The 23142-nt window shown below is 35.2% G+C and carries 26 protein-coding genes; 22 read left to right on the forward strand and 4 right to left on the reverse strand.

Annotation, left to right across the window (positions count from 1 at the left end; translation table 11 throughout):
- Positions 1-11: 11 nt before the first annotated feature.
- The 5 genes from LRP81_RS11610 to LRP81_RS11630 all read left to right on the forward strand — a co-directional run bounded on the left by LRP81_RS11610 (position 12) and on the right by LRP81_RS11630 (position 3986).
- Entirely contained in the window at positions 12-584 is a 573-nt protein-coding gene (locus LRP81_RS11610) for a GNAT family N-acetyltransferase (protein WP_230501436.1), read from the forward strand.
- Positions 556-1314, forward strand: coding sequence for a DUF7683 domain-containing protein (locus LRP81_RS11615; RefSeq protein ID WP_230501437.1), 759 nt, complete (start codon positions 556-558; stop codon positions 1312-1314). Before LRP81_RS11610 ends, LRP81_RS11615 begins: the two co-directional genes overlap by 29 nt.
- 17 nt (positions 1315-1331) lie before the next feature.
- The gene (locus LRP81_RS11620) at positions 1332-2153 is read left to right on the forward strand and encodes a GNAT family N-acetyltransferase (RefSeq protein ID WP_230501438.1); all 822 of its coding nucleotides are present in this window, start codon (positions 1332-1334) and stop codon (positions 2151-2153) included.
- 178 nt (positions 2154-2331) lie between these two features.
- A complete protein-coding gene (locus tag LRP81_RS11625; protein WP_230501439.1) occupies positions 2332-3165 on the forward strand; it encodes an arylamine N-acetyltransferase in 834 nt (277 codons plus the stop codon).
- Between the two features lie 23 nt (positions 3166-3188).
- Positions 3189-3986: a phosphotransferase family protein gene (locus tag LRP81_RS11630; protein ID WP_230501440.1), complete on the forward strand. Its 798-nt coding sequence runs from the start codon at positions 3189-3191 to the stop codon at positions 3984-3986.
- 93 nt (positions 3987-4079) lie between these two features.
- On the opposite strand, the gene LRP81_RS11635 is transcribed toward LRP81_RS11630, so the two are convergent.
- A complete protein-coding gene (locus LRP81_RS11635; protein WP_230501441.1) occupies positions 4080-4283 on the reverse strand; it encodes a zinc ribbon domain-containing protein in 204 nt (67 codons plus the stop codon).
- 224 nt (positions 4284-4507) lie between these two features.
- Between LRP81_RS11635 and LRP81_RS11640 the strand changes: the two genes are divergently transcribed.
- Positions 4508-5536, forward strand: a complete 1029-nt coding sequence (locus LRP81_RS11640) for a serine hydrolase domain-containing protein (protein WP_230501442.1) — start codon at positions 4508-4510, stop codon at positions 5534-5536.
- Between the two features lie 186 nt (positions 5537-5722).
- Here LRP81_RS11640 and LRP81_RS11645 read toward each other — a convergent pair whose 3' ends face one another.
- Entirely contained in the window at positions 5723-5935 is a 213-nt protein-coding gene (locus tag LRP81_RS11645) for a CDGSH iron-sulfur domain-containing protein (RefSeq protein ID WP_152444920.1), read from the reverse strand.
- A 166-nt stretch (positions 5936-6101) separates the two neighbouring features.
- Between LRP81_RS11645 and LRP81_RS11650 the strand changes: the two genes are divergently transcribed.
- The 9 genes from LRP81_RS11650 to LRP81_RS11690 all read left to right on the forward strand — a co-directional run bounded on the left by LRP81_RS11650 (position 6102) and on the right by LRP81_RS11690 (position 12629).
- Positions 6102-6437: an iron-sulfur cluster biosynthesis family protein gene (locus LRP81_RS11650; RefSeq protein WP_230501443.1), complete on the forward strand. Its 336-nt coding sequence runs from the start codon at positions 6102-6104 to the stop codon at positions 6435-6437.
- Positions 6434-6682 (forward strand): DUF2552 family protein, encoded by a 249-nt coding sequence (locus tag LRP81_RS11655; protein WP_230501444.1) that lies wholly within the window; start codon positions 6434-6436, stop codon positions 6680-6682. Before LRP81_RS11650 ends, LRP81_RS11655 begins: the two co-directional genes overlap by 4 nt.
- A gap of 255 nt (positions 6683-6937) precedes the next feature.
- Complete coding sequence (locus LRP81_RS11660) at positions 6938-7186, forward strand: hypothetical protein (RefSeq protein WP_230501445.1); 249 nt, start codon at positions 6938-6940, stop codon at positions 7184-7186.
- A gap of 1 nt (position 7187) precedes the next feature.
- Positions 7188-7547, forward strand: a complete 360-nt coding sequence (locus LRP81_RS11665) for a cupin domain-containing protein (protein ID WP_230501446.1) — start codon at positions 7188-7190, stop codon at positions 7545-7547.
- Complete coding sequence (locus LRP81_RS11670; RefSeq protein WP_230501496.1) at positions 7544-8221, forward strand: HAD family hydrolase; 678 nt, start codon at positions 7544-7546, stop codon at positions 8219-8221. The genes LRP81_RS11665 and LRP81_RS11670 overlap by 4 nt, the downstream gene beginning before the upstream one ends.
- A 118-nt stretch (positions 8222-8339) precedes the next feature.
- Complete coding sequence (lepB, locus tag LRP81_RS11675; protein ID WP_230501447.1) at positions 8340-8960, forward strand: signal peptidase I; 621 nt, start codon at positions 8340-8342, stop codon at positions 8958-8960.
- Between the two features lie 20 nt (positions 8961-8980).
- Positions 8981-9772 (forward strand): aminoglycoside adenylyltransferase domain-containing protein, encoded by a 792-nt coding sequence (locus tag LRP81_RS11680; protein WP_230501448.1) that lies wholly within the window; start codon positions 8981-8983, stop codon positions 9770-9772.
- Positions 9769-10239 (forward strand): GNAT family N-acetyltransferase, encoded by a 471-nt coding sequence (locus LRP81_RS11685; RefSeq protein ID WP_230501449.1) that lies wholly within the window; start codon positions 9769-9771, stop codon positions 10237-10239. Before LRP81_RS11680 ends, LRP81_RS11685 begins: the two co-directional genes overlap by 4 nt.
- A gap of 458 nt (positions 10240-10697) precedes the next feature.
- Entirely contained in the window at positions 10698-12629 is a 1932-nt protein-coding gene (locus tag LRP81_RS11690; protein ID WP_230501450.1) for an endonuclease MutS2, read from the forward strand.
- 116 nt (positions 12630-12745) lie between these two features.
- Here LRP81_RS11690 and LRP81_RS11695 read toward each other — a convergent pair whose 3' ends face one another.
- Positions 12746-14668 carry a S8 family serine peptidase gene (locus LRP81_RS11695; RefSeq protein WP_230501451.1) on the reverse strand — a complete coding sequence of 641 codons (1923 nt, stop codon included), beginning with the start codon at positions 14666-14668 and terminating at the stop codon, positions 12746-12748.
- Positions 14669-14856: 188 nt separating this feature from the next.
- On the opposite strand from LRP81_RS11695, the gene LRP81_RS11700 reads away from it, so the two are divergent.
- From LRP81_RS11700 to LRP81_RS11730, 7 genes are all read left to right on the forward strand, one after another.
- A complete protein-coding gene (locus tag LRP81_RS11700; protein WP_230501452.1) occupies positions 14857-15549 on the forward strand; it encodes a response regulator transcription factor in 693 nt (230 codons plus the stop codon).
- A 1-nt stretch (position 15550) separates the two neighbouring features.
- Positions 15551-16555 (forward strand): sensor histidine kinase, encoded by a 1005-nt coding sequence (locus LRP81_RS11705; protein WP_230501453.1) that lies wholly within the window; start codon positions 15551-15553, stop codon positions 16553-16555.
- Positions 16556-16635: 80 nt separating this feature from the next.
- Positions 16636-16833 (forward strand): hypothetical protein, encoded by a 198-nt coding sequence (locus LRP81_RS11710; protein ID WP_230501454.1) that lies wholly within the window; start codon positions 16636-16638, stop codon positions 16831-16833.
- A complete protein-coding gene (locus tag LRP81_RS11715; RefSeq protein ID WP_230501455.1) occupies positions 16823-18766 on the forward strand; it encodes an ABC transporter permease in 1944 nt (647 codons plus the stop codon). Before LRP81_RS11710 ends, LRP81_RS11715 begins: the two co-directional genes overlap by 11 nt.
- Before the next feature lie 175 nt (positions 18767-18941).
- Positions 18942-19712, forward strand: coding sequence for an ABC transporter ATP-binding protein (locus LRP81_RS11720; RefSeq protein ID WP_230501456.1), 771 nt, complete (start codon positions 18942-18944; stop codon positions 19710-19712).
- Positions 19702-21660 (forward strand): FtsX-like permease family protein, encoded by a 1959-nt coding sequence (locus LRP81_RS11725; RefSeq protein ID WP_230501457.1) that lies wholly within the window; start codon positions 19702-19704, stop codon positions 21658-21660. The genes LRP81_RS11720 and LRP81_RS11725 overlap by 11 nt, the downstream gene beginning before the upstream one ends.
- A 377-nt stretch (positions 21661-22037) precedes the next feature.
- The gene (locus LRP81_RS11730; RefSeq protein WP_230501458.1) at positions 22038-22184 is read left to right on the forward strand and encodes a hypothetical protein; all 147 of its coding nucleotides are present in this window, start codon (positions 22038-22040) and stop codon (positions 22182-22184) included.
- Positions 22185-22366: 182 nt separating this feature from the next.
- Here LRP81_RS11730 and LRP81_RS11735 read toward each other — a convergent pair whose 3' ends face one another.
- The gene (locus LRP81_RS11735; RefSeq protein WP_230501459.1) at positions 22367-23068 is read right to left on the reverse strand and encodes a DUF459 domain-containing protein; all 702 of its coding nucleotides are present in this window, start codon (positions 23066-23068) and stop codon (positions 22367-22369) included.
- Positions 23069-23142 lie beyond the last annotated feature (74 nt).

The raw sequence follows: 23142 nt of genomic DNA on the forward strand, positions 1-23142 counted from the left end.
GGGCGGAAAAGATGTTTAAGGTACAGATAGATTCAAAAACATATATACAAACATTAGAAAAAAGACATGCACATGAACTATACCAATTAATTAATGGAAGTAGAGTAAGTATTGGAGAGTGGCTCGCTTTTCCTACGAAAACAAAACATGTGGAGGATAGTGAAAAATTTATTGAAAACTCCTTAAAAAGGTTTACGAACGGTAATGGCTATTGGGCTGGGATCTGGCATGAAGGGAAACTTGCTGGTTCTATTGGCTTTTTGTATATCGATTGGACGGCGAAAAAAACAGAAATAGGTTATTGGTTAGGAGCTGCTGCTGTAGGAAGAGGTATAGCTACAATAGCAGTTAAACAATTTAATGAGCCTGCATTTAATGAACTAAATTTAAAAAAGATTGAAATCAATGTTGCTAGCCATAATACGAAAAGTCGGGCAATTCCTGAGAGATTGGGCTTTCAACACGAAGGTACTATCCGCAATTATGAATATTTAAATGGTGAGTACCTTGATAGAGAGGTATATGGAATGCTTAGAGAAGAATGGAGAACAGGAAATGAATCAGTGGCGTGTAACGAAGTATAATCCAATATACCGTGATGAGCATGGTCATTTTACATTGAGGGAAGAGTGGACCAGCCCTTCAGAAATCTGGAAAACCATTAACGGAGAAGTATTGACTTTGGATAAATATCTTCAAGTCGAAGCTACATATATTGATTCTATCATTAAATTTATGGATGCGAGTGACTTAGACTACTTGCGTGTAATGATGCTTTCCATAAACACTATATCCGAAGAAGAAAAAACATCAGCTTTGTACTATAAGGACTTTGAGAAAATTGTACTTCAAGAAGATAAAATAGTTAACCGTAATGAAATTAGACAAATATGTAAAATGATTTTAAGAGATTTCATATTTTGTCAGTTTTACAATGAGGACAAGTTTTTTGTTCATTTTGGTTGGGATTACTACATGTATATAGGATCATATGTTAAATGTTTACCTGCTATTGAATTTGCGGTGAACAATGATTTATTTGTAGAGTCAATGAAGTCACCATATCTACTATCTGAAAGAGAATTAATAAGGACAATTGCGTGGAATGAAGTCCACTCTAAAATAATTATAGGTGAAGAGGAACTTTCTAATAATCTGTTAGATGATTATAAGAAGATATTTCATTTATCTGAGGAACATCCTGTAATAGGTTCTTTTAGAATAAGAGAAGAAGATAGGGAATTTTTTCAGCCCTTAATCAAGCATCAAATGGACTTCAAAAAGTATGAGTATTTTTTTAACGCAGGAGATTAAATGGAGGCGAGATAACAATGATAATAGAGCTAGATAAAAATGAGTTTATAAAATGTTCATCCTTACTCCCATCGGATGGACAAATGGAAGCAAAAGCTATTGCAGCTGGTGTAAATCCTGGGAGAATCTTTGTAGATGATCAGCAATCCCCCACAACTGGACTAATTTGGCTAGGTAATAATGATGGATTCATTTTTATTGGTGATGAAACAAACGACAAGTTTACTAATCAATTAAATGATTTTGTTGATAAATTCATTTTAATAGAAGCAAAAAAAGTAGGCTTGGAATGGTTTGAGGGCATCGGTATTCATGGGAAATGGGATCCTATGATTGAACGGGTTTTCGCGTATCGAGAACTAAATAGTTGGAAGCAACGAGTGTATACTATTGCTGCAGAGTGCTTTAATAAAGACACACTCCCTCATAACTTTGAAGGCTATCAAACCAAACGAATAAGCAAACAGCTTTTTGATAGTGAAGAGATTAACACCAACCTTTTGGATACACATATTGATGAATATTGGCCAACAATACAAGACTTTTTCGATAAGGGCATTGGTTATTGCAGCATCTACAACAATGTAGTGGTGGCGTACTGTTTTTCTTCGTTTATTTTTGAAAATGTGCATTGTATTGACATTAAGACCGCTGAAAACCATCGAGGGAAAAAGATAGCCCAGAACCTAGCATATTTTTATGTAAAAGAATGCATTCAAAGAGAAATCACCCCATATTGGGACTGTATGGAACAAAATAAGCCTTCCATTGCAGTTGCCGAGAATATTGGCTTTACACATACAAGGACCTATACGGGTTATGAGTTTCCACTTAAATAAATGGAATGTCCAGAGAGCTGCTTAAGAGTAGATATCTGGACATTTTTTAAATTTCAATATTAACTACTACAAAAGCAGTAGGGAAAGATGCAGCTTATTTCTGAAGATTTCTTCCTCATTCAGATGTTAGTCTATCCTTAGATAGTATAAAAAAAGGGATATAAAAGGAGCATATAACATGTCGAATATAACATTTAGCGTACAAAGATATCTGGATTGTCTAAATTTACAAGTTGAAGGACCTTCCTTAAAATATTTAGAGAAAATCTGCCATGCTAATCTCCATATTTTCCCATTTGAGAACATAAGCAAGCTACTTTTCTACCATAGAAGATTGCCGTTCCCTTCATTTGACCTATTCACGAATAATTATTTCGAAAACAATTTCGGAGGGACCTGTTATATTTTGAACACCAATCTAAAGATTTTTTTAGAATCAATAGGGTTTGAATGTTACCATGTCATGCTAGGTGAGGAGCATATGGGGATTATTGTTAACATAAATAATGATAAATATTATGTAGATTGTGGGGCTGCAGCGCCGCTTTTTAAGCCGATTCGCATAGATAATACTACTAAAAGTGTATCTTCATTTGGAAGAGACGAAATTTATATACTCCCAGTAGATTCGGAAGGTATAAAATATAAATATGACCGATTTACTAATGGTAAACAAAGTGGGAGGACATGGCACTTTGAGCCAGGAAAAGAGGCAATAGTTAGTGACTTTGAGGCAGTAATTAAAAAATCCAATAAGCCTGCAGCACCATTTATGAACATACTAAGATGCCAACTTTATCAAACTACTGAACAAAGAAGTGTTTCTTTAGTAAATAATAAATTTAGTATCCAATACGCTAATGGGGATATCAACATAATGACTTTATCTTCAGAAGCAGAAGTGCAAGAAGTATTATCGGAAGAATTTAAGCTTCCTAACATACCAGTAAAGGAAGCCATACATGTATTAGAAACATTGAACGTAGACATTTTTGCCTCAAATACAAATTAAAATTATTAAATAAATTGATAGAGGTGGTTTTTTTGCAGCCAATCAAGGTAAGGAATATTCCATATGTGTTATTAGAACGTTTACAACCTATCAAAACGATCACGTTTCCTCGCCAAGGTTATACATCAAATGTAGGAATTGTAGAAAGCAGCGAGGGAAGATTTGCCCTGAAATGTTCAAGAGAAAAACTATATCGCACTTGGTTAAAAAGAGAAGCAAATGTATTGGAGAGTTTACAAAACAAAACGAATTTCCTCATTCCAAAGCTCATACAATTTACAGAAACAACGGATGCCTCATGGATTCTCATGGAATGTTTAGAAGGTGAAACATTGAGGTCTGCACTATTAAATGAGGAAAACGAAAATAAGCGACAAGAATTGATTTATGAGTTTGGAAAAGTATTAGCACAAATACATGCGACACCGTGCCCCAATAATTTAACATATAGTCGTCCTTGGTTGGATGAAATGTTACACCGGGCACATGATAATTTTACCCATTATAAAGTAGATGGCACAGAACAAACGTTAAAAAGAATTCAGTCTGAGAGGCCAGAACCACATAAACAAACATTTATACATGGTGATTTTACAATTGATAATGTCCTAGTTTCAAAAGGAAGAGTGACGGGTGTTATTGATTGGAGTGATGGCGCTTTCGGAGATCCTAGATATGACATGGCGATAGCAATTCGTCCAAAACCAAATGCTTTCGAGCTAGCAAAAGATAAACAAATATTTTTTGAGGGATATGGTACTGAGATTATTAGTGAGGTTGACTATGAGTATTTTGAAAACGGATTATATGCTTTTTTTTAAGTTCAGAAGAATGGCATAGAGACATTTGCTCTAGCCATCCTTTTTTATGAAGGTCGCAAAATCTGTTGCCTTTGCGTACTTGTCTTCTATAAATCACCCAAAAAAGAAGTCAATGACATTGGACGCGGTGGAACTTTCTTTACTATAAAACTCGGAATACCCACAGTTTTTACAACAAACAACGATAAAACGATTATGCTGAATGTCAAACATCTTGGACAAGCCTGTGCCCGTAGTGGCAATTTCTTTAGTAGCGGCATCCTTGACTCCACATTTAATGCATCCTGTTTTTTTCATGATATCTCCTCCAAATTAGGTGTGAGGTACATTTACCTCGTGCCTTATATACGAAAAAAGAGTATACCCGCGTTTCATAAATATGGGAATGAACATGAATAATATGGTAAACTTGTAGCTGAGTCCAAAAACCGCATATATAGTTGCCAGTCACATTAGCCATTAGGAATATAGTCTTGGTCGCAGTGCGAATCAAGACCTTCAGAAAAAGGAGATGTGTAACGGTGGAAAGCAGATTAAAAGAGTTAGAGATTAGTGTCATTAATAAAGTAAAAGAATTAGATTTTTCCGGGGTTGTTTTCTTTCAAAACAATCAAGGTCCAGTAATTGCGACAGCTAGTGGATATTCAAACCGTTCAGAGGAAATTCTTAATGTAGTAAATACTAGATTTGGCATTGCATCTGGTTGCAAGCTCTTCACAGCAATAGGTATTTGTCAGCTCGTAGAGAAAGAAAAGCTAACGTTTGAATCAAAGTTAGCTGATCTCTTGGATCATAAATTTCCTCACTTTCATCCTGATATAACGATTCATCAGCTGTTGACACATACATCAGGCATCCCAGACTATTTTGATGAAGATATTATGGATGATTTTGAAGAACTTTGGGTGGAAAAACCGATGTATAAGATGACGAACTTGGAAAGTTTTCTACCGTTCTTTCAACACCTACCGATGAAATATGAACCTGGGGAGAAGTTCCATTATAATAATGCAGGTTATATATTATTAGGATTAATAATAGAAAAGGTAGCAGAAGTACCATTCAGTCAGTATGTCGAAGAAAATGTATTTAGCCCCGCCCAAATGGTTGATTCCGGTTATTTTTCCTTAGATAGATTGCCTGCTAAAACGGCAATTGGATATGTAGATGAAGAGAATGGCTCATGGAGAACAAACCAGTATTCGATTCCTGTTAAGGGAGGATCAGACGGCGGAGCTTATATTACAGCACCTGACATGTGTAAGCTCTGGGATGCACTAAATGCTGGGAAGCTTGTCAGTCTTGAAATGGTGGAGAAAATGAAAACAGATTGGGTCCATGTAGAGGATGATCAGGAATTCTATGGATATGGATTATGGATTGAGAAAGATACTAATCAAGTCGTCACGAAATACCATGTAATGGGCTATGATCCTGGTGTTAGCTTTGCATCAGGCTACTATCCACAGTCGAACTCGGTTGTAGTGATACCATCTAATCAGGAGAGCGGGCCACACAAACTGATGTTCGAAATTGAAAAGCATATGTGAAATTAATCAAGTCTCTAAAAGAAGATGGTTGATAGTCAATCTATGGTAGGTTTAAAATTTCTTTTTTGGAAATCCAACAGTAACAAGTATCTAATGAAGTTCGATAAATGCAATGAAGTTAGTTAAAAATATCTTAAACAAAGAGCTGCAGTAATGTTGCAGCTCTTTGTTTGTATAGATATCAAATCAGTCATTCAACACTTGGACAGCACGCACACAGGATTCGAAATTTCCTTTATGCGAAGCGTCGCAGTAAGGAAGCTTTTTGGAAAGGCCACATCGGCAAAGTGTGAATGCAGGCTTGTCCTCAAACTTGTTTCCTTCTGCATCTATTAGCTCGACATCGCCTGTCACACGGAACCCTCCGTTATCCAGTACTTTGATTGTAACTTTTGACATTGGTAAACTCCTCCTTCATATAAAGATAATAGTATCGTACCTACAATTAACCATTTTTACAATATGTACTTTTTCCTCTTCCATCCTATCAAAAGGTTTCTAGTTATATACCTTGGGTGAAATATGATACAATCAGGCTAAGAATGAATCAGTTGGAGGCATTAACGTGAAAGTGACGTTTACGGAGAAAGCTATAGAAAAAATCAAAGTGAAACTAGATGCCAATCATGGCAAATGGTTAAAGCTTAAATATGATACAGATGGATGTGGGTGTGTCGTAAGTGGAGTGTCGGCATTATGGGTTACTCCTGAAAAAGACGATGACGATGTAGCTCTTAACACAAACATCGGTCCATTATTAATGGAAAAGTCCAAGCTCGTTTTTTTTGATGAGGATATGACGGTGGATTTTGTGGAAAGTGCTAACAGCTTTATGTTGAAATGCCCAAGCCAAATTTTAAATCCACGAATGAGTTTATTGGTTGTGGGAGGCACAAAATGAGTAACAAAGGCAAAATTAATTCAATAAAAAATGTAGCCCAGTCGAAAACATGGGCATCCTTTTTAAATCATAATCACCCATATAGCTTACTGCATTGGTCGATTGGCGGCATAAATTCTGATGACAAAGATGTCTGGCTGCTACAGGACGAAGTGACGTTTGAGGTGCAGGAGTTTGAAAATATAGATGCAGCAGTATCTTGGATTACAGAAAATATGGATGGTATTACAGATGTATTAGGTTAAAAACGGAGATGTTCTGTAAAAACTCATTTACAGAGTTGGTGTTTGCCTATTATGACACAGAGTACCCAGTAAAAAAAGTACATCACATAAATAGTGGTGTATTTTTTTTACTGACCTTCTTAATGATTTCATTAAAAGAAGAAATTTCTCCGTTTATTAATTTTCCGAATACCATTTATTTACACACTAACCAACTTTCACTATAATTATAATTATATATATTCACACAGATTAATGAGGAAGTGGGAGACGTCAATGAAATTAATGGCTTGGATAGGTATTTCAGCAATTATTTCGCTCATTGCTATTTCTGGTGGCACTATAGGATTGGTGATATTAGCTTCCATTATCCTAGGGGTACTTTTTAGGAGTTTTACATTATTACTAGAAATAAAGAATAGGCTTTCTCAAATTACCGAGAATCCAAACCCAAAGGTAGATCCAGTCAAAGATGCTTTTGAAAAATATCTAAACGAAAAGAATACTGCTTTGAAAGGTGAATGAAATGGATTTTTATCGATTTGATAAAGAAGTCGGATTAGCAATTAATAAATATGAAACAAGAGCCGCTTTTTTTACGAAAGTATTACGTTCCCTTGAAGATATGAGATTAGGATTCATTCAGGTGGAAGCAACTGGCATTGTTGGCTATCATCAAGCAACAGTATACCAGCTCTTTATTGTTGTCGAGGGAAAAGGCTGGGTAACTGGCGAAGATAGGATTCGAATTGAAATCGAAGCCGGGGAAGGTGTCTTTTGGCAATCAGGTGAATGGCATGAATCTGGTAGTGATGAGGGAATGAGAGCTCTAGTAATAGAATCCACAAACATCGATAGATCACTTTTAGTGAGGAGCGATAGATAATGCAAGCCGTTATTTTTGACATGGACGGTACGTTATTTCAAACCGAATCCATTTTAGAGTCGTCACTAGATGATACATTTACGTATTTACGAAGCAAAGGATTATGGGAAGAGGAATGCCCGACACCGATTGACACATATAGAAACATAATGGGTGTGCCGCTTCCGGTCGTATGGGAAACTTTACTTCCAGAAAGTACTGAGATAGTTCGCATAGATGCGAATAAAATTTTTCATGAAAAGTTAATCGTTAATATTAAAAAAGGGAATGGAGCGCTTTACCCACATGTAGAAAAAGCTTTGGCAACATTAAAACAACAAAACCTTGATATATACATAGCAAGTAATGGACAAATACCGTATTTGGCGGCTATTGTGGAGCATTACCATTTAGATCGATGGGTGAAGGAAACGTGGAGTATTGAACAAGTAGAATCTTTAAGTAAAACGGATATGGTAAAGCAAATAATGATGAAGCATGGAATTACAACTGGTGCAGTGGTGGGAGACAGGCTATCAGATATTATCGCTGCTAAGGAAAATGGGTTGCTTGCAATTGGCTGCCGTTTTGATTTCGCCCAAGATGATGAATTGGTACAAGCCGATGTAGTTATTGATAAAATGGAAGAATTGGAAGGGGTTTTAATTGATCGGTATACGTATCTTGGTCATTAAGAAAAATCGATTGGCATAATGAAACATTAGCCCAACTTCATACGTACTAATATGAAAAGGGAGGCTAGTTAGGTCTCTAAAGCATTGTGTCTCGTCTAAAAGAAAAAGGGTGAAGGATATGAGTTTACAAAACTTACAAAAAGAAATCTTTAGCTGGTTGAAGCTATGTGTTATTGGGCTTTTGGTTGCTGTATTTATCAGTGCATTTGTCATTCAGCCGTTCACAGTAAAAGGGAATTCCATGGAACCCACCTTAGAAGGTGAAGACCTTTGGAGGAATGAAAAAACAGGTGACCATGTATTGATTTTTAAAAGCGGTTACATGGTGGGAATGGAAGCTGAATACAACGACATTGTGGTGATAGATAGCAGAATTGAGCGGGAGAGAAGACTTTTTGACAACTTAAGAGAAAGTCCTTTACTAACTAAATTACTAAATGAGGGGCATGGAAAGAATTACTGGATAAAGCGTGTTATTGGTAAAGAAGGTGATACCCTAGAGTATAAAGATGGAATTGTGTATCGAAATGGAGAGGCGTTGGTAGAGGACTTTCTACTGGAAGAAATGGTCACTTCGTTTGACAAGATAACAGTTCCAAAAAACCATGTATTTGTTTTAGGGGACAACCGTAACAATAGTCGGGATAGTCGTGAAATAGGTGCAGTTCCTCTAGAAAATGTAATGGGAAAAGTAGTGTTGCGCTATTATCCCTTCGATCGAATGGATACTCCAAATTAAAAGGAAGGAATTGCTGCAACATGAAACCTTGTATTCTGCTAGACCAAGCGGTGGAGGCATTCCTAAAAGATATTACTAGTAATATCAAAAATACTCTCCAATCCAATTACACTGGAACATACCTACATGGCTCTGTTACTCTCGGTGGGTTTAATCCTAATAGAAGTGATATCGACATACTGGTTGTAACAAAATCCGAAATTCCTATAGCTTCACAGTTAAGGCTGGCAAGATTTTTTCTTCAATGCTCTAAAAATCCTTATCCAATTGAAATTAGTTTCTTGGCTGAGAGTCAACTATCACCATGGTTTCATCCTACACCTTATGAGTTTCATTATAGTGAGGCATGGAGAGAAATTTATTTGAAGGAAATGGAAACTGGAAGGTACAAACATATAAACGAAAAAATAAAGAATGACCCAGATCTTGCAGCGCATATTACGAATTTAAATTATAGTGGAACTAACTTTGATGGCCCACCTATTCATGAAATTTTTCCACAAGTACCTAAAAAAGATTATCTTGCGACACTTTTGCTTGATTTTAAGGATTGTCTAACAAATATGGAGCAAGACCCAGTTTACACCGTCCTAAATACAATTAGAGTATATAAGTATGTAAAAGATGGAGAGATTATTTCCAAAAAAGATGCAGGCCAATACGGGGAAAAGCATCTCCCTTATCTATACAATCCGACGATTAAAAAGGTTGTAAATGCATATAGCAAGAATACGAATGAAACATTTTCTACCCAAGAGCTTTCCGTTTTTAAAGCATTTATCCATTCGAAAATAGAGGAGGTTCTTCCATGACCATTCGCAACCTAGAAGATCAAGACTTCCTTAGAATTTCCACTAATCTTAATCATTGGTGGGGTGGTCGCGATATGGTAGATATGCTGCCCCGCTTGTTTATTGAACATTTTAAGAATACTAGCTTCATCATGGAGGAAAATGGGGAGACACTTGGTTTTGTCATTGGTTTTGTTTCCCCAGTTAATTCATCCAACGCTTATATTCATTTTGTAGGAGTTAATCCAAACGTTCGAAAACAAAGAATTGGGAGAACATTATATGAACATTTTTTTCATGAGGTGAAAGACAAAGGATGTAAGATTGTAAATTGTGTTACTTCACCTGTGAATCAACCCTCTATCGAATTTCATTTGAAATTGGGCTTTAAAATGAAAGATGGCGACTTTGAAGTAAAGGGCATCCCAATTCAACAAAATTATGATGGCATCGGAATAGACAGAGTATTGTTTGAAAAATCCCTTTAATAAAGGTGACATCTTCCGAACAATCCGATATAATAACATTATCTTGTACTAAAAGGAGTTTGTTTTATGGAAGGTGTAGTTCTTAACTAACGTAATTTAATACGTGCGTGATGAGAAAAAAAGCTAGTGTGATCCTTAGCTCTATTTAATTATGCTTTTTTCTCTGAAACGAAATGTTAAGAACACAGGTTTTGCGCCTATCATAAACAATGAAATCTATCAGCATTTTGTGCTGGTTTTTATCCTATCTATGATTCCATTTAAACGCAAAGAACAGTGTGTTGTTCTCTGCGTTTTTTTATTGGTTTAAACAGGACCACCTAAAATGGGAGCCGTCCTATTAAGACTTTAATATTAAAAAGATAGGTATACGACTTGTTTGTTTTCTTACTATTTCCCTCGCACGTATTAGTAGCTTCCAAAGTAAACTGCTTACTAATTATTAGGAGGAATTCAAGTTGAACAAAGATACTATTCAAGCTTTACAATTTAACGAGGTAAAAAAAGAAATCGCTTCCTATGCTATTTCGGAACCAGGAAAACGAACTATTTTAAATCTAGAACCTTCTTTTTATAAAAAACAAATAGAAGCATTGTTGAATGAAGTGACAGAAGGGAAGAGAATCCTACAAATCAGTTCCAGTGTCCCTATTCACGGTCTGCAAGGAATTGAATATATCCTGAAAAACTTGCATAAAGGTGTTGCGTTTAGACCAGATCAACTGATGGGACTTTTTGATTTTCTTGAAACAATTGAAAAGCTAAAACGATTCATGAAGGATAAAGAATACGCTGCACCAGTGATTACAACATATATTTATTCCGTATCTGAACTGTCACAAGTTGCGAATGAAATCATCAAATGCATCCGAAATGGAAGAGTGGATGATTATGCGAGTAAAGAGCTATTAAAAATAAGAAAGCAATTATCCACATTGGAGGAAAGAATTAAAGCGCGAATGGAGCAACTCGTAAAATCGTCAAAATATAGTAAGTACTTGCAGGAAAGTATCATTAGTACACGAAATGGGAGGTACGTAATTCCTGTTAAAAATGCTTATAAAAATCAAATGAAAGGATCAGTGCTAGATGTGTCTGCATCCGGTTCTACCGTATATATCGAACCTGAGGAAATAAGTGTTATTCAAGATTCTATCAGTATGCTGAAATACCAAGAAGAAGCCGAAGAAGAACAAATTCTTTTTGCATTAACTGGCTTGGTTCAAGACCATGAACGTGAAATAAAGCTTGCATTAGATTTGATGGTAAATTATGATGTGATTTTTGCAAAAGCTAAACACAGCATGATGTTAGAAGGAACTGCCCCACAAATAAATACACATCACCTCATACGTTTAGTAGATGCTAGACATCCATTGCTAGGTAAAGACGCAGTTCCATTAAACGTTGTCCTTGGTGAGGATTTTGATGCGCTTGTCATTACTGGACCAAACACTGGTGGAAAAACAGTCACTATCAAAACAGTCGGGCTTCTCACCTTGATGTCCCAGTGTGGGATGCATATACCAGTTGGAAAAGAAAGTGAAATAGCTATTTTTCAAAAAATCTTAGTTGATATTGGGGACGGGCAAAGCATAGAGCAGTCTCTAAGTACGTTTTCTTCCCGAATTAAAAATATCATTGGTATTTTAGAGGAAGCAAATCCGCAAACTTTAGTATTACTCGATGAACTTGGATCAGGGACCGATCCTGCAGAAGGGATGGGTATTGCTACTTCAATATTAGAAGAGTTATATAAAAAAGGGACCACTATGCTTGCGACAACACACTACAGTGAAATAAAGGAATTTGCAAATGAAAAAGAGGGGTTCATAAACGGTTCCATGGAGTTTGATGTGGAAACATTGAAACCCACCTTTCGCCTAGTAGTTGGTAAAGGGGGGGAAAGCCAGGCTTTTGCCATCGCACTACGATTAGGTATGCATCCTAAGTTGATTGAGAGAGCCCATCAAATCACTTATAAAGAAGAAAAAGGGTACATGTCAAATATAGTCAAACCAATGTATGAATTGGAAAAGCAGTTGGCGATGAATAGTAAATATATACGTAAAATGAAACACCCCGAGAAAGAGAAAGAGAAACAAGAAATTCCATTTAAAAAAGGAGATAATGTGAGAATTCCATCCATAAATGAATTTGGGATTGTGCATACAACAGCTGATTCACTCGGGAATTTAGAAGTATTAGTGAAAGGAACGCTACAAGTATTTAATCATAAACGCTTATCACTTTATATTAAAGCAGAAGACTTGTACACCGAAGAATATGATTTGGATATTGTATTTGAATCGAAAGAAAATCGAAAGCTGCGTAATCAAATGAAAAAGCGGCACATAGATGATGTAATTTTAGAAAAGCCTGAGGAGTAAGGGATATTAAATAATGGGACCTACTTGTTAAGGATTAATAGCCAAACTTTAAAACAACATTAAAAAAACAGCCGCATCAGGAAATTACCTTCCGAATGCAGCTGTTTTTTTTCATATTAGTTCACAATAGCCAATGAAAATGCCTGTGGTCCTACTGGGACATTGTATGCCTGAACTTCAATCGTGTAAGTACCGCTTTGAGGTGCATTAATAAATACATTCTCTACATTGTTGCGGCCATCCCAATTATTATCAAAAGGTGCAGTGAAGTCATTTCCAACATATCTTGTGCCGTTCGGGGCAGTGATGACTAAATCAAGGTCATTAACTAACGTTATAGAGGCAGTTGTACTAGCTGGAGCATCAGACCAAACTAAAGAAATTTTTAATGGTTTCCCGGCAGTTGCTGTAAAGGAATACGTTGCTTTTTGACTAGTGGAAAGTGCTGTTGTTTCGTTAACAAATGCAGTATTGATTGACTTGTCAAGTGAAACTCTTCCCCAGCCTTGGTTTCCATTCGGATATCCTAGTCCAATGTCTGTTGCACCAGCAATAAGTGCAGCTTTCAACAAGGAAGGTTTAGGTGTAATCCCTCTATTTTTAATAAAGTGTTCACGTAATTGTGCTACATTTCCTGCAACAATTGGTGTTGCCATAGAAGTACCGCCCATGTACGCATATTTGCTGTCATGGTTTGCCCAGAAGGAAGAATTTGGAGCCAAGGAAGAACGAGCTGATAGTATATAGGTTCCCGGTGCCATTACGTCAGGCTTAATTCGTCCATCCCTAGTTGGACCACGGGAGGAGAATTGCGCAACATGGTTAATGTTATCTGCGTAAGAGCCAAAACTAGGACGTAGGTTTTCCGTTGCTCCGACTGTGATGGCATTCTTGGCAGTTCCTGGTGCGCTAATGGTTCCGCTATTTGGACCTTCATTACCAGCTGCAAACAACACAGCCATATCATTATTTCTCACATATTCGTCTACATTCCTAGAGTCTGTTGTATACGCACCGTTTACAGCAGCTCCCCAAGAGTTGGTGTGGATTCTAGCTCCAGCATTGTATGCTTGACTGAAAAGGGTGCTTAAATTGGATGGAAGTCCACCAAGACCACCGCCGCTGTCCATGATAGATTGGAAGACAAGGTTTGCTTGCGGTGCCATCCCTTTATTGGATGGACCATTTCCAAGTACTGATCCAGCTACATGAGTTCCATGTCCATTTGGATCATTAGAATTATTGGTACGACCTAGTGCATATAAAGCGGTAATTTTTCCACGGAAGGCTTCATGCATAGAGCTATCATTGCGTCCTGTGTCAAGTCCAGTATCAGCTACTGCAACAATTTGCCCCTGACCGTATAAACCATGGGTATTTTGGGCAACGTCAGCTTTTACAATTCCTCTGGCAACATCATTCATCACTTTATATTCTGGTTTAGGAGAAATATACAGTACGTCATTATTAAGCGCGTATTGGATAACTTCATCCAGGCCATTAAAGGTTATTTCGTTATTTTGTTGCTTAATATTTTGTGCAACTGCTTTCATAAATTTAGAGGCACCATTTTCAAAAAACAGAGGATCCACTTTATATAAAGGTAAGTATGGATCAACCGATTGTAAATGCTTTAATTCGTTAGAGGCTTTATTCAAGTCTCCTTTGAACTGAACTACATAGGCATAATCTGGTATGTAATCTAAGATAGTTGCTCCTGTATTCTCAAGGTCTTTCTTGGTTTCTTCTAAGATTGGACCGTCAAACTGAACGATATAGAGATCATTATTTTTTGGAACAGTCTCCAACTTCTTTTGTATTCCTGGTGGGATCTTCACATTTTCTGTGTTTACTAGAAAAGATGCTTCCCCCATTTTTCCGTTTCTTGATTTATTGGTAGTTTCGTTGATACTATTAACACCTTTAAAATCCAATTCAAAGCTGTTAGCTCCTCCTGCAGAAGGATTACTTAAAGCAACGCTGGACAATATCGCTGCTGCAGATAAAACAGATAAAAAAACTTTGTTCTTCTTCCTCATCTAAAACTCCACTCCTCTCAGTATCTAACACACTATAAATGTAGCACGCGGAAAAGTGTTTTTATATTGGGAAAATTCAGATTGAAAATAGTTAATTATGCATGATTTTTATCTATGTATTTCCAGAGAAAATTAATTCTACAAATATGGTAAAATATACTTATAGATAAAGATAAGGTGTGATGGAAATGAAAAAAATCCTACTCATAGAAGATGACAAACAATTAAGTATGCTTGTACAAGATTTTTTGCAAAAATATGGATATGACGTTAATGTTCCGTCTGATTTTCAACATATAATAGAACAGTATCATTCCTATCAGCCTGAATTAGTGCTATTAGATATCAATTTACCTTATTATGATGGATACTATTTGTGCCGAAGTATTAGGCAAATCTCCAATGTCCCAATTATCATTATTTCAGCAAGAAATGCAGATATGGACCAAATTTTAGCGATTGAACTTGGAGCAGATGACTACATCACAAAACCATTCACCTTTGATATTCTACATTCAAAAATAAAGGCGACAGTTAGGCGAGTATATGGAGAATATGCCGAAAAGGATGGAATGATTTTGGAGGTAGGTCCTCTAAAAATAAATTCGCAAACTATGACAATAGCTTATCAGGGTACAAAGTTGGAATTAAGTAAAAATGAATTTTTGTTATTGAAAAAAATGGTAGAGCAGCATAATGCTTATATTCCTAGAGAGGTACTAATGGAGGAAGTTTGGGATACGATTACTTTTGTTGACGACAATACATTAACAGTCAATATTACCCGGATTAAGAAAAAGCTTGCTACCTTAGGTTTACATGATGTAATTAGTAGCAAAAGAGGTGTAGGATACCGTCTGAATGTATCGGTAGGTAACTAGCATGAATAAAATAATCTTTATAAGATTTATAAAAGATAGAATGCTTCTAGTAGGTTTTTACCTATTCAATATTATTTCCGTCATCACCTTTTTTCACTTAGCAGAGCCATCCAATACAGAAATAATCTACCCTTTCATTGTTGGATTATTTCTAATAGTAGTGTATTTACTAATAGATTGGTTCCGTTATTATCATACAAATGTAGCCGTTGAGAAAATGATTCAAGGGCAGTATACAGAACTACCAGCTGTGACAGAGGAACAAAAAGCTTTTCACCGTCTACTTCAATTAAACATGAAACAATATTCTAAAGATAAGAAAGAGCAGTTAGAAAAGAATAAAGAACGGCTATACTTTCTTTCTCATTGGATGCACCAATTGAAAACGCCTGTATCCGTCATTGATTTACTAATACAAAAAGGTTATGCGAACAATAATACATTGCGAGAAATTGATTTAGAGAATAAGCGGTTACACTCCTCTATAGAACAAGGTTTAACAATGATTAGACTAGATAGCTTCGATAAGGATTTGGAAATAAGTGAAGTGAATCTTGTGACTTCTTTACGGAAACTAATTAATCAAAGAAAAAGTGAGTTTATTCACTTTGCTATTTTTCCTGTGATAGATTTCCAGGAAAAAGAAGTAACAGTATTAACTGATAGTAAATGGAATGAGGTAGTTTTAGATCAACTGTTATCCAATGCTATTAAATATTCTGGGCTGGTGGATGGAAATAAAAAACTTATATTTAGCATAATACAGAAAGGTGAAGAATTAATCTTATCTCTTAAAGATGAAGGGATTGGAATACCTTCATATGATATTGAAAGAGTATTTGATCCATTTTTTACAGGTGAAAACGGCAGAAAAGTGAGCAATTCAACTGGAATTGGCTTGTATTTATGTAAGAAAATCGCTAAACAATTAGGTCATAAATTAGCTATTCAATCAGATGGACAAAAAGGCACAACGGTATCGATTCAATACCTTACAAAATTGTAAGGTATTTTTCCTGTTGGTCGATGGTTACATCAATATATTGAAATTATGATGGAGTAAAAGAGAGAAGAGGGGGGATCAAGATGGGAGAATATATTCTCAAAACAGAGAAACTTGTCAAAGTTTTTGGTGAATCAGGTGGCGACGGTTCGACAACTGCAGTCGATGGACTCAATCTTGAATTTCATTCCTCCAACGTTAGAAAAGCAGATCGTAAGCAATTTCTTAATCAATTCATGGACAATTTAGTAGTACTAGGAGGAAGAGTTCGTGACGTTTAACCAGTTGATTTGGAAAATGGCGCAAGGGAACAAGAAAAAGTATATATTTTACTTTCTCTGTAACAGCTTTGCCGTTATGTTTTTCTTTATTTTTACGACCATTTATTTGAATGAAGCTCTCTTTGGGGTTGAGGAACTAGAAGGACTTCATGATATTCTGTTAATACCTGGAGCTGCCCTTCTGTTTTTTACTGTGTTCTTTATTAACTATGCACACAAAATATTTATAAAAAGAAGAAAAAAAGAGTTCAGTTTACTAATGACGTTGGGAATGTCCAATCGAGACCTATTAAAGTTAATACTTTTGGAAAATGGATGCTTAGCAATATTAGCATTAGCAAGTGGATTAACAGCAGGAGCTATATTTTCCAGATTATTCTTTATGCTATTAATGAATAGTGTTGGATTAAAAATGATTTCTTTCCACATATCATTCGAAATGTTGGTTACTACTATTACTGCGTATTTAATTGTATTTGTTTTTACAGTAGCAATGACCATTTACAATCTCTTAAGTAAATCATTAACAGAAAGTCTTAAAAGTGATAGATATGTAGAGAACCTCAAGTATAGAAGTCCGGTAATTGGTGGTTTAGGTATTATTTTACTTGTTGGTACCGCAGTCTTATTTTATATTACTGCAATAAACCAAGGACAGGATAGTGGAACATATTTTTTTATTTGGACATCTGGAATTATTATGGGATTATATATTACTCTCTCACAATGCATGAGTTTTTTAGTGGATGTTGCGAAAAGATACCCTTCCTTTTATTTTCCGAGAGTATTATTCTTCAGTAGCATAGAAAATAAATTCCGAAACCTTACTTCGATATTAGTTCTGGTATCAATAATGAGTATGGTTACTATTTTTTTCACTTCGTTTACATTCTTTTTAATTAAATACCAAGAAAAAGAATTGGTGGATTGGTACCCTAATGATATATCTTTTGTACGAACAGAGTGGAAGAATAATATCTCTGATGAAGAACTAAATAGAATATTAACTAATCCAAATAACCCTCTTATAACTCATGAAGAGCTGAGAGCTTTTTTGTATATTGTTAAAGACCAAAACTACCCCGAATTGGATTATGAATTTATGCCTCTGTCTGATTTTAATAGGATATCCAATGAACAAATAGAACTTGCTGATGAAGAGTACTTGTATTTTATAAACATGGATTCAGAATATGCGTATGTGCAGGAATACTTAAATAACGGCATCCAATTGATGGGAAATGCAAAAGTGTTGGAGTATTCAATAGATGATATTTACTCGAAAAGGATTCTTAATGAAGGTGGAGATTATCTAATTCTTACTGATAAAGAGTTCGAAAGAATAAAAAATGAAGTAACAGGACTCGAGTATTCTATTCAAATATTGAATGTACAAGGTTGGAAGGATAGTGCTCAAATTGTGGAGGAGTTAAAGAGTAGGCTTTCTACTCTAAACAGTGAGAACCTCAGAGAAATTCCGCAGTCATTAGTAGATGCGAATTACTGGTATGAAGTTAATTCTAGAATCCAAGCTTACAACAATACCATATTTACTAATGGAATCATTTTTTTTGTTACGATTTTTATTTGTGTCCTGTTCTTTTTCGGTACGTTTATTTTGTTGTATTTAAACGTTATATCCAATACAGAAGAGGAGAAGAGACGATTCCAAAAGCTTTATAAAATTGGTATTACAAGAAAAGAGTTCAGGCTCTTATTGTCAAGAGAGCTTGGAATGATTTTCTTCTTCGCACCAATTATAGGCAGCTGCCTAGCATTTGTCTATATACTTACCTTTGGAAAAGATGGTGGGGGATTACTGGAGAATATTAGCTTACTTTATAGTTATCTTTCCATGTCTGGTTTATATCTTATTATTCAAGTATATGCTTATTTATACGCACGGAAAAAACTATTTGAACAAGTTATGTAACATATAGAAAAGGTAAGATTCTATTTTCCTATGAAATTTTATAAAGCTTCATAATAGGACATAGGATTCCCTTTGATACCTTACGAAACTGTAAGGTATTTTTCCTGTAAGAAGATGGTTGAGAAAAAGTAATGAAGGTATGATGGTTACATAAAAGAGAAAGAGGGGGATTTATATGAAAGAATCCATTCTTAAAACAGAGAAACTAGTGAAAATTTATGGTGAAGCAAGTGGAGACAGTTCAACAACTGCAGTCGATGGAGTCAACCTTGAAATAAATAAGGGAGAGTTTCTAGCAATTATGGGACCCTCGGGTAGTGGTAAGACTACTTTACTACATTTACTAGGTGGAATTGATAAACCAACTTCTGGTGAAGTGTTTATAAACGGTGAACCTATCAGCGAAATGAATGGAGATGAGCTCGCCGTTTTTCGTCGCAAGGAATTGGGGTTAGTATTTCAAGAATTTAACTTACTAGACAGTTTGACAGTTAGGGAGAACATCTTAATTCCGATGATACTGGAAAAGAAACCGATAGAAGAAATGGAAAAAAAAGTTAAAGAATTAGCGACTTTATTCGGTATTACGAACATTTTGGATAAATACACCTATCATGTATCAGGCGGACAGATGCAACGAACAGCAGTGAGCAGAGCTTTAGTAAATAAACCAAGCATTCTCTTGGCTGACGAACCAACTGGAAACCTAGATTCCAAGTCATCAACGACCATCATGGAGTGCTTTGAAAAAGTAGTAGAGGAACTTCAAACTACCGTACTAGTTGTTACTCATGACGTATTCGCTGCGAGCTACTGCAAAAAAGTTATTTTCATAAAAGACGGAGGCATTCATTCCTCCATCGTCAGAAAAGGAGATCGCAAACAGTTTCTAAATCAAATCATGGACAATTTAGCTGTACTTGGAGGAAGAGTTCATGACATTTAACCAGTTGATTTGGAAAATGGCGAAGGAGAACAAGAAAAAGTATATTTTTTACTTTCTTTGTAACAGCTTTGCCGTCACTTTTTTCTTTCTATTTGCGACTATTTATTTTAATCAGGCAATTATAGAAGTAAAAGAGTTAGAAGGTATTCAAGATATACTTATTATCCCTGGAGTTGCACTCGTATTCTTTACCGTTTTTTTCATTAACTATGCACATAGAATTTTTATAAAAAGAAGAAAAAAAGAGCTTAGCCTTTTAATGACGCTAGGTATGTCCAACCAAGATATATTAAAACTTATCTTAAAAGAAAATGGAGCTATTGCTCTTGGATCAATTGTAACTGGATTGACGACTGGTCTAGTTTTTTCACGGTTATTCTTTATGATATTAATTGAAAGTGTTGGGCTGGATAGAGTACCATTCCACTTATCTTTTAATATGTTTGGGTACACAATTGGTACATACATCCTAGTATTTGCGCTTTCCATTGCTATGACAATCTACTTTTTGTTATCAAAATCATTGACAGAAAGTCTAAAAAGCGATAGATATGTAGAAAACCTGAAACATAGAAGCCCTATAATGGGGGGGCTAGGAATTTTATTATTAGTGGGGTCATGTTATTTATTATACTTCACCTTTTTGAATCCAGAACTAGGTGGGGATGATGGTACCTTTCTATTAATGTGGACCATTGGAATAATAATTGGTCTTTGTATAACTATTTCCCAATGCATGAGCTTTTTCGTACATACCGCTAAAAGGTTTCCTTCCTACTATTTTTCCAGGTCTTTATTCTTTAGTAGTATTGAAAATAAATTTCGAAACTTAACAGCCATATTAGTACTCGTCTCAATCATGAGTATGGTGACTATTTTTTATACATCATTTTGTCTATACTTCTTAAAATATCAAGAAGACCAAGTGGAGAGAGATTTTCCATATCACCTTTCATACGTAGAAACGGATACAAGCAATAATATTTTTGGGAAAGAGTTAAATACAATAGTTGATAATAAGGATAACTCCATTACAAATCATGTGCAAGTAGATGGTTTTATGTATAAAAAATTGTACCAGCATTGGGATGATTATTATGAAGATTACTATAGAGATTATCTTTTTATTTCTCTTTCAAGTTTTAATGAATTAAGTAATCAACAGATCAGTTTGTCTGATGATGACTACTTTTATTTAGTAAACTCGAATTCAGAATATTATTACGTAGATGAAGAGTATAGTAGAGGAATTCAATTGGAAGAAAATGGGTCAAATTTCGAGTTTACGTTGAAGGATGTTTTTGTGGAAAAAATGATTAATCGTTGGCACACTAACTATCTAGTAGTAACTGATCAAACGTTTGAAAAAATAAAAAAAAGTTTGAATGGTATTGAAATGTCCATACATTTAATGAATGTTACAGATTGGAAAAATAGTGGAGCCATCATAAATGAATTTGAGGATAAATTAAACAACAAAAATAATAGCTCTCAACCAGATGGACAGTTGGAAGATTATTGGTATGAAATTGATTCTAAATTACATGCTTACAACACTATTAAATACACAAATGGAACCATGTTTTTTGTAACAATATTCATAAGTATCCTATTCTTTTTAGGTTCCTTTATCTTATTGTATTTGAATGTATTTTCTAACGTGGATGAGGAAAAGCGTCGTTTCTTAAAACTTTATAAAATAGGTATTACAAAAAAAGAAGTAAAACAGTTAATATCAAAAGAGCTAAGGGTGATCTTATTTTTTGCACCAATCTTAGGAAGTTGCCTTGCATTTGTCTATATCCTTTCCTTTGCAAAAGACGGCGGAGGATTGTTAGAAAATATGAGTCTATTTTACTGCTTTCTCATCATGTCAGGAATATATTTTTCTATACAAATCATCTATTACTTTATTGCACGTAAAAAACTACTCGAACAGGTCATGTAACGAAGAGGCTGGGACAAAACTAAAGAACACAAACAAAAAGACGAACAATATAATGCCGACAATAAATATCGCTATTGATTTCCGTGCAAGACTTCGCTTTCCACGGGTGACCCGCGAGCCTCGTCGGCTTCGCCTGCGGGGTCTCACATTAGCCACTTCTCCCGCAGGAGTCTACGTCTTGCCCTCCAATCAACCGCTAGTGTAATCTAAAAAATAAAAGCATATTTTTATACTAAAAAACCGAACATATTTCATCAATCACTCAAATAAGTTCGGTTTTGTCTTAGGCTAAAACATTTTTGTCCCAGCCCCTTCATATTGCTGTTTACCATTATATGTGAAATAATCATGTGGAAAGGGGATTAATATGCAGAGATGTGAAAAATGTTTACATGCTTTTCCGTGGATACAATTATATAAATCTATCTGGCTTAGTAGTGAAAAAGTTAGTATTACTTGCAAATTATGTGACACTAAACACCAACTTCAAAGATCATCAACAGCAATTCTTTACATTACCATGATTCCTGTTATTATTTTTACTTTTTACTTGTAAAACAGCTTAAAACGGATTCATACTTACTCTTTATGTTTTCAGTCTTTACAGCATTTGCAGTTAGTTCTACACTCTTTCCATTTTACGAATCGATCTACCATTCAAATCACAAGGAGCCGGAGTACAGAACAGTGAATAATAAGTAAATACTCAAAAATCGTATTCTTTGACAATTCTTTCGGTAATTTTCTCATAGCCTTTTTCGTTAGGATGTAAGGCGTCACTAAAGTATTTGGTTGATTTTTCTTCAAAAATATCATTAGTTGAAATAAATTTAACGTTTTGATAGCTGTCCACTGCATCTTTACTATTTTTGTTCCAACTCTCAATGATATGCTCGATTTCTTCAGAACCAGGATAAGGGTTGTATAGACCTAAAAATAGTATTGGAGAAGAAGCGTTTTCCTCTCTAATTTTTGACAGGATTTCATGGAGATTTTCTTCGTATTTTTGAGCTCCAGCCTCTATGCTGGATTTGTTAATATCACTAAGATTTCCTCCATTACTTTGCAGCAAATCATTAGTACCAATAAATAGAATGATATAATCAGCTTGTTGAACATCTTGAGTAATGTTCGTAAGGTTTAGTTGTTTTTTTACACCATCACTTTCTTGTCCTCGAATGGCATAATTTTGGATGGTTACTTTAGCCTCTTTCTCTTGATTTAGTAGTTCTTCCAGATTATTAACATATCCTTCACCAGTTTTATCTCCTACTCCATCTGTAAGAGAGTCACCTAGTGCTACGATGTTTTGTACTTCGTCATTTGCTGGGTTTTCGTTTTGATAAAAAGCAGATACAAAAAGTATACCGCTTAAAAATATGGCAATTATGACAATCGTTTTATACATGGGAAACCTCCTCATATGCCTCTAGGATTTCCCCTTATAAGATATAAATAAACATTAAGAAATATAAAACCTTT

This window comes from Sutcliffiella rhizosphaerae, assembly GCF_917563925.1.
Taxonomy (GTDB): domain Bacteria; phylum Bacillota; class Bacilli; order Bacillales; family Bacillaceae_I; genus Sutcliffiella_A; species Sutcliffiella_A rhizosphaerae.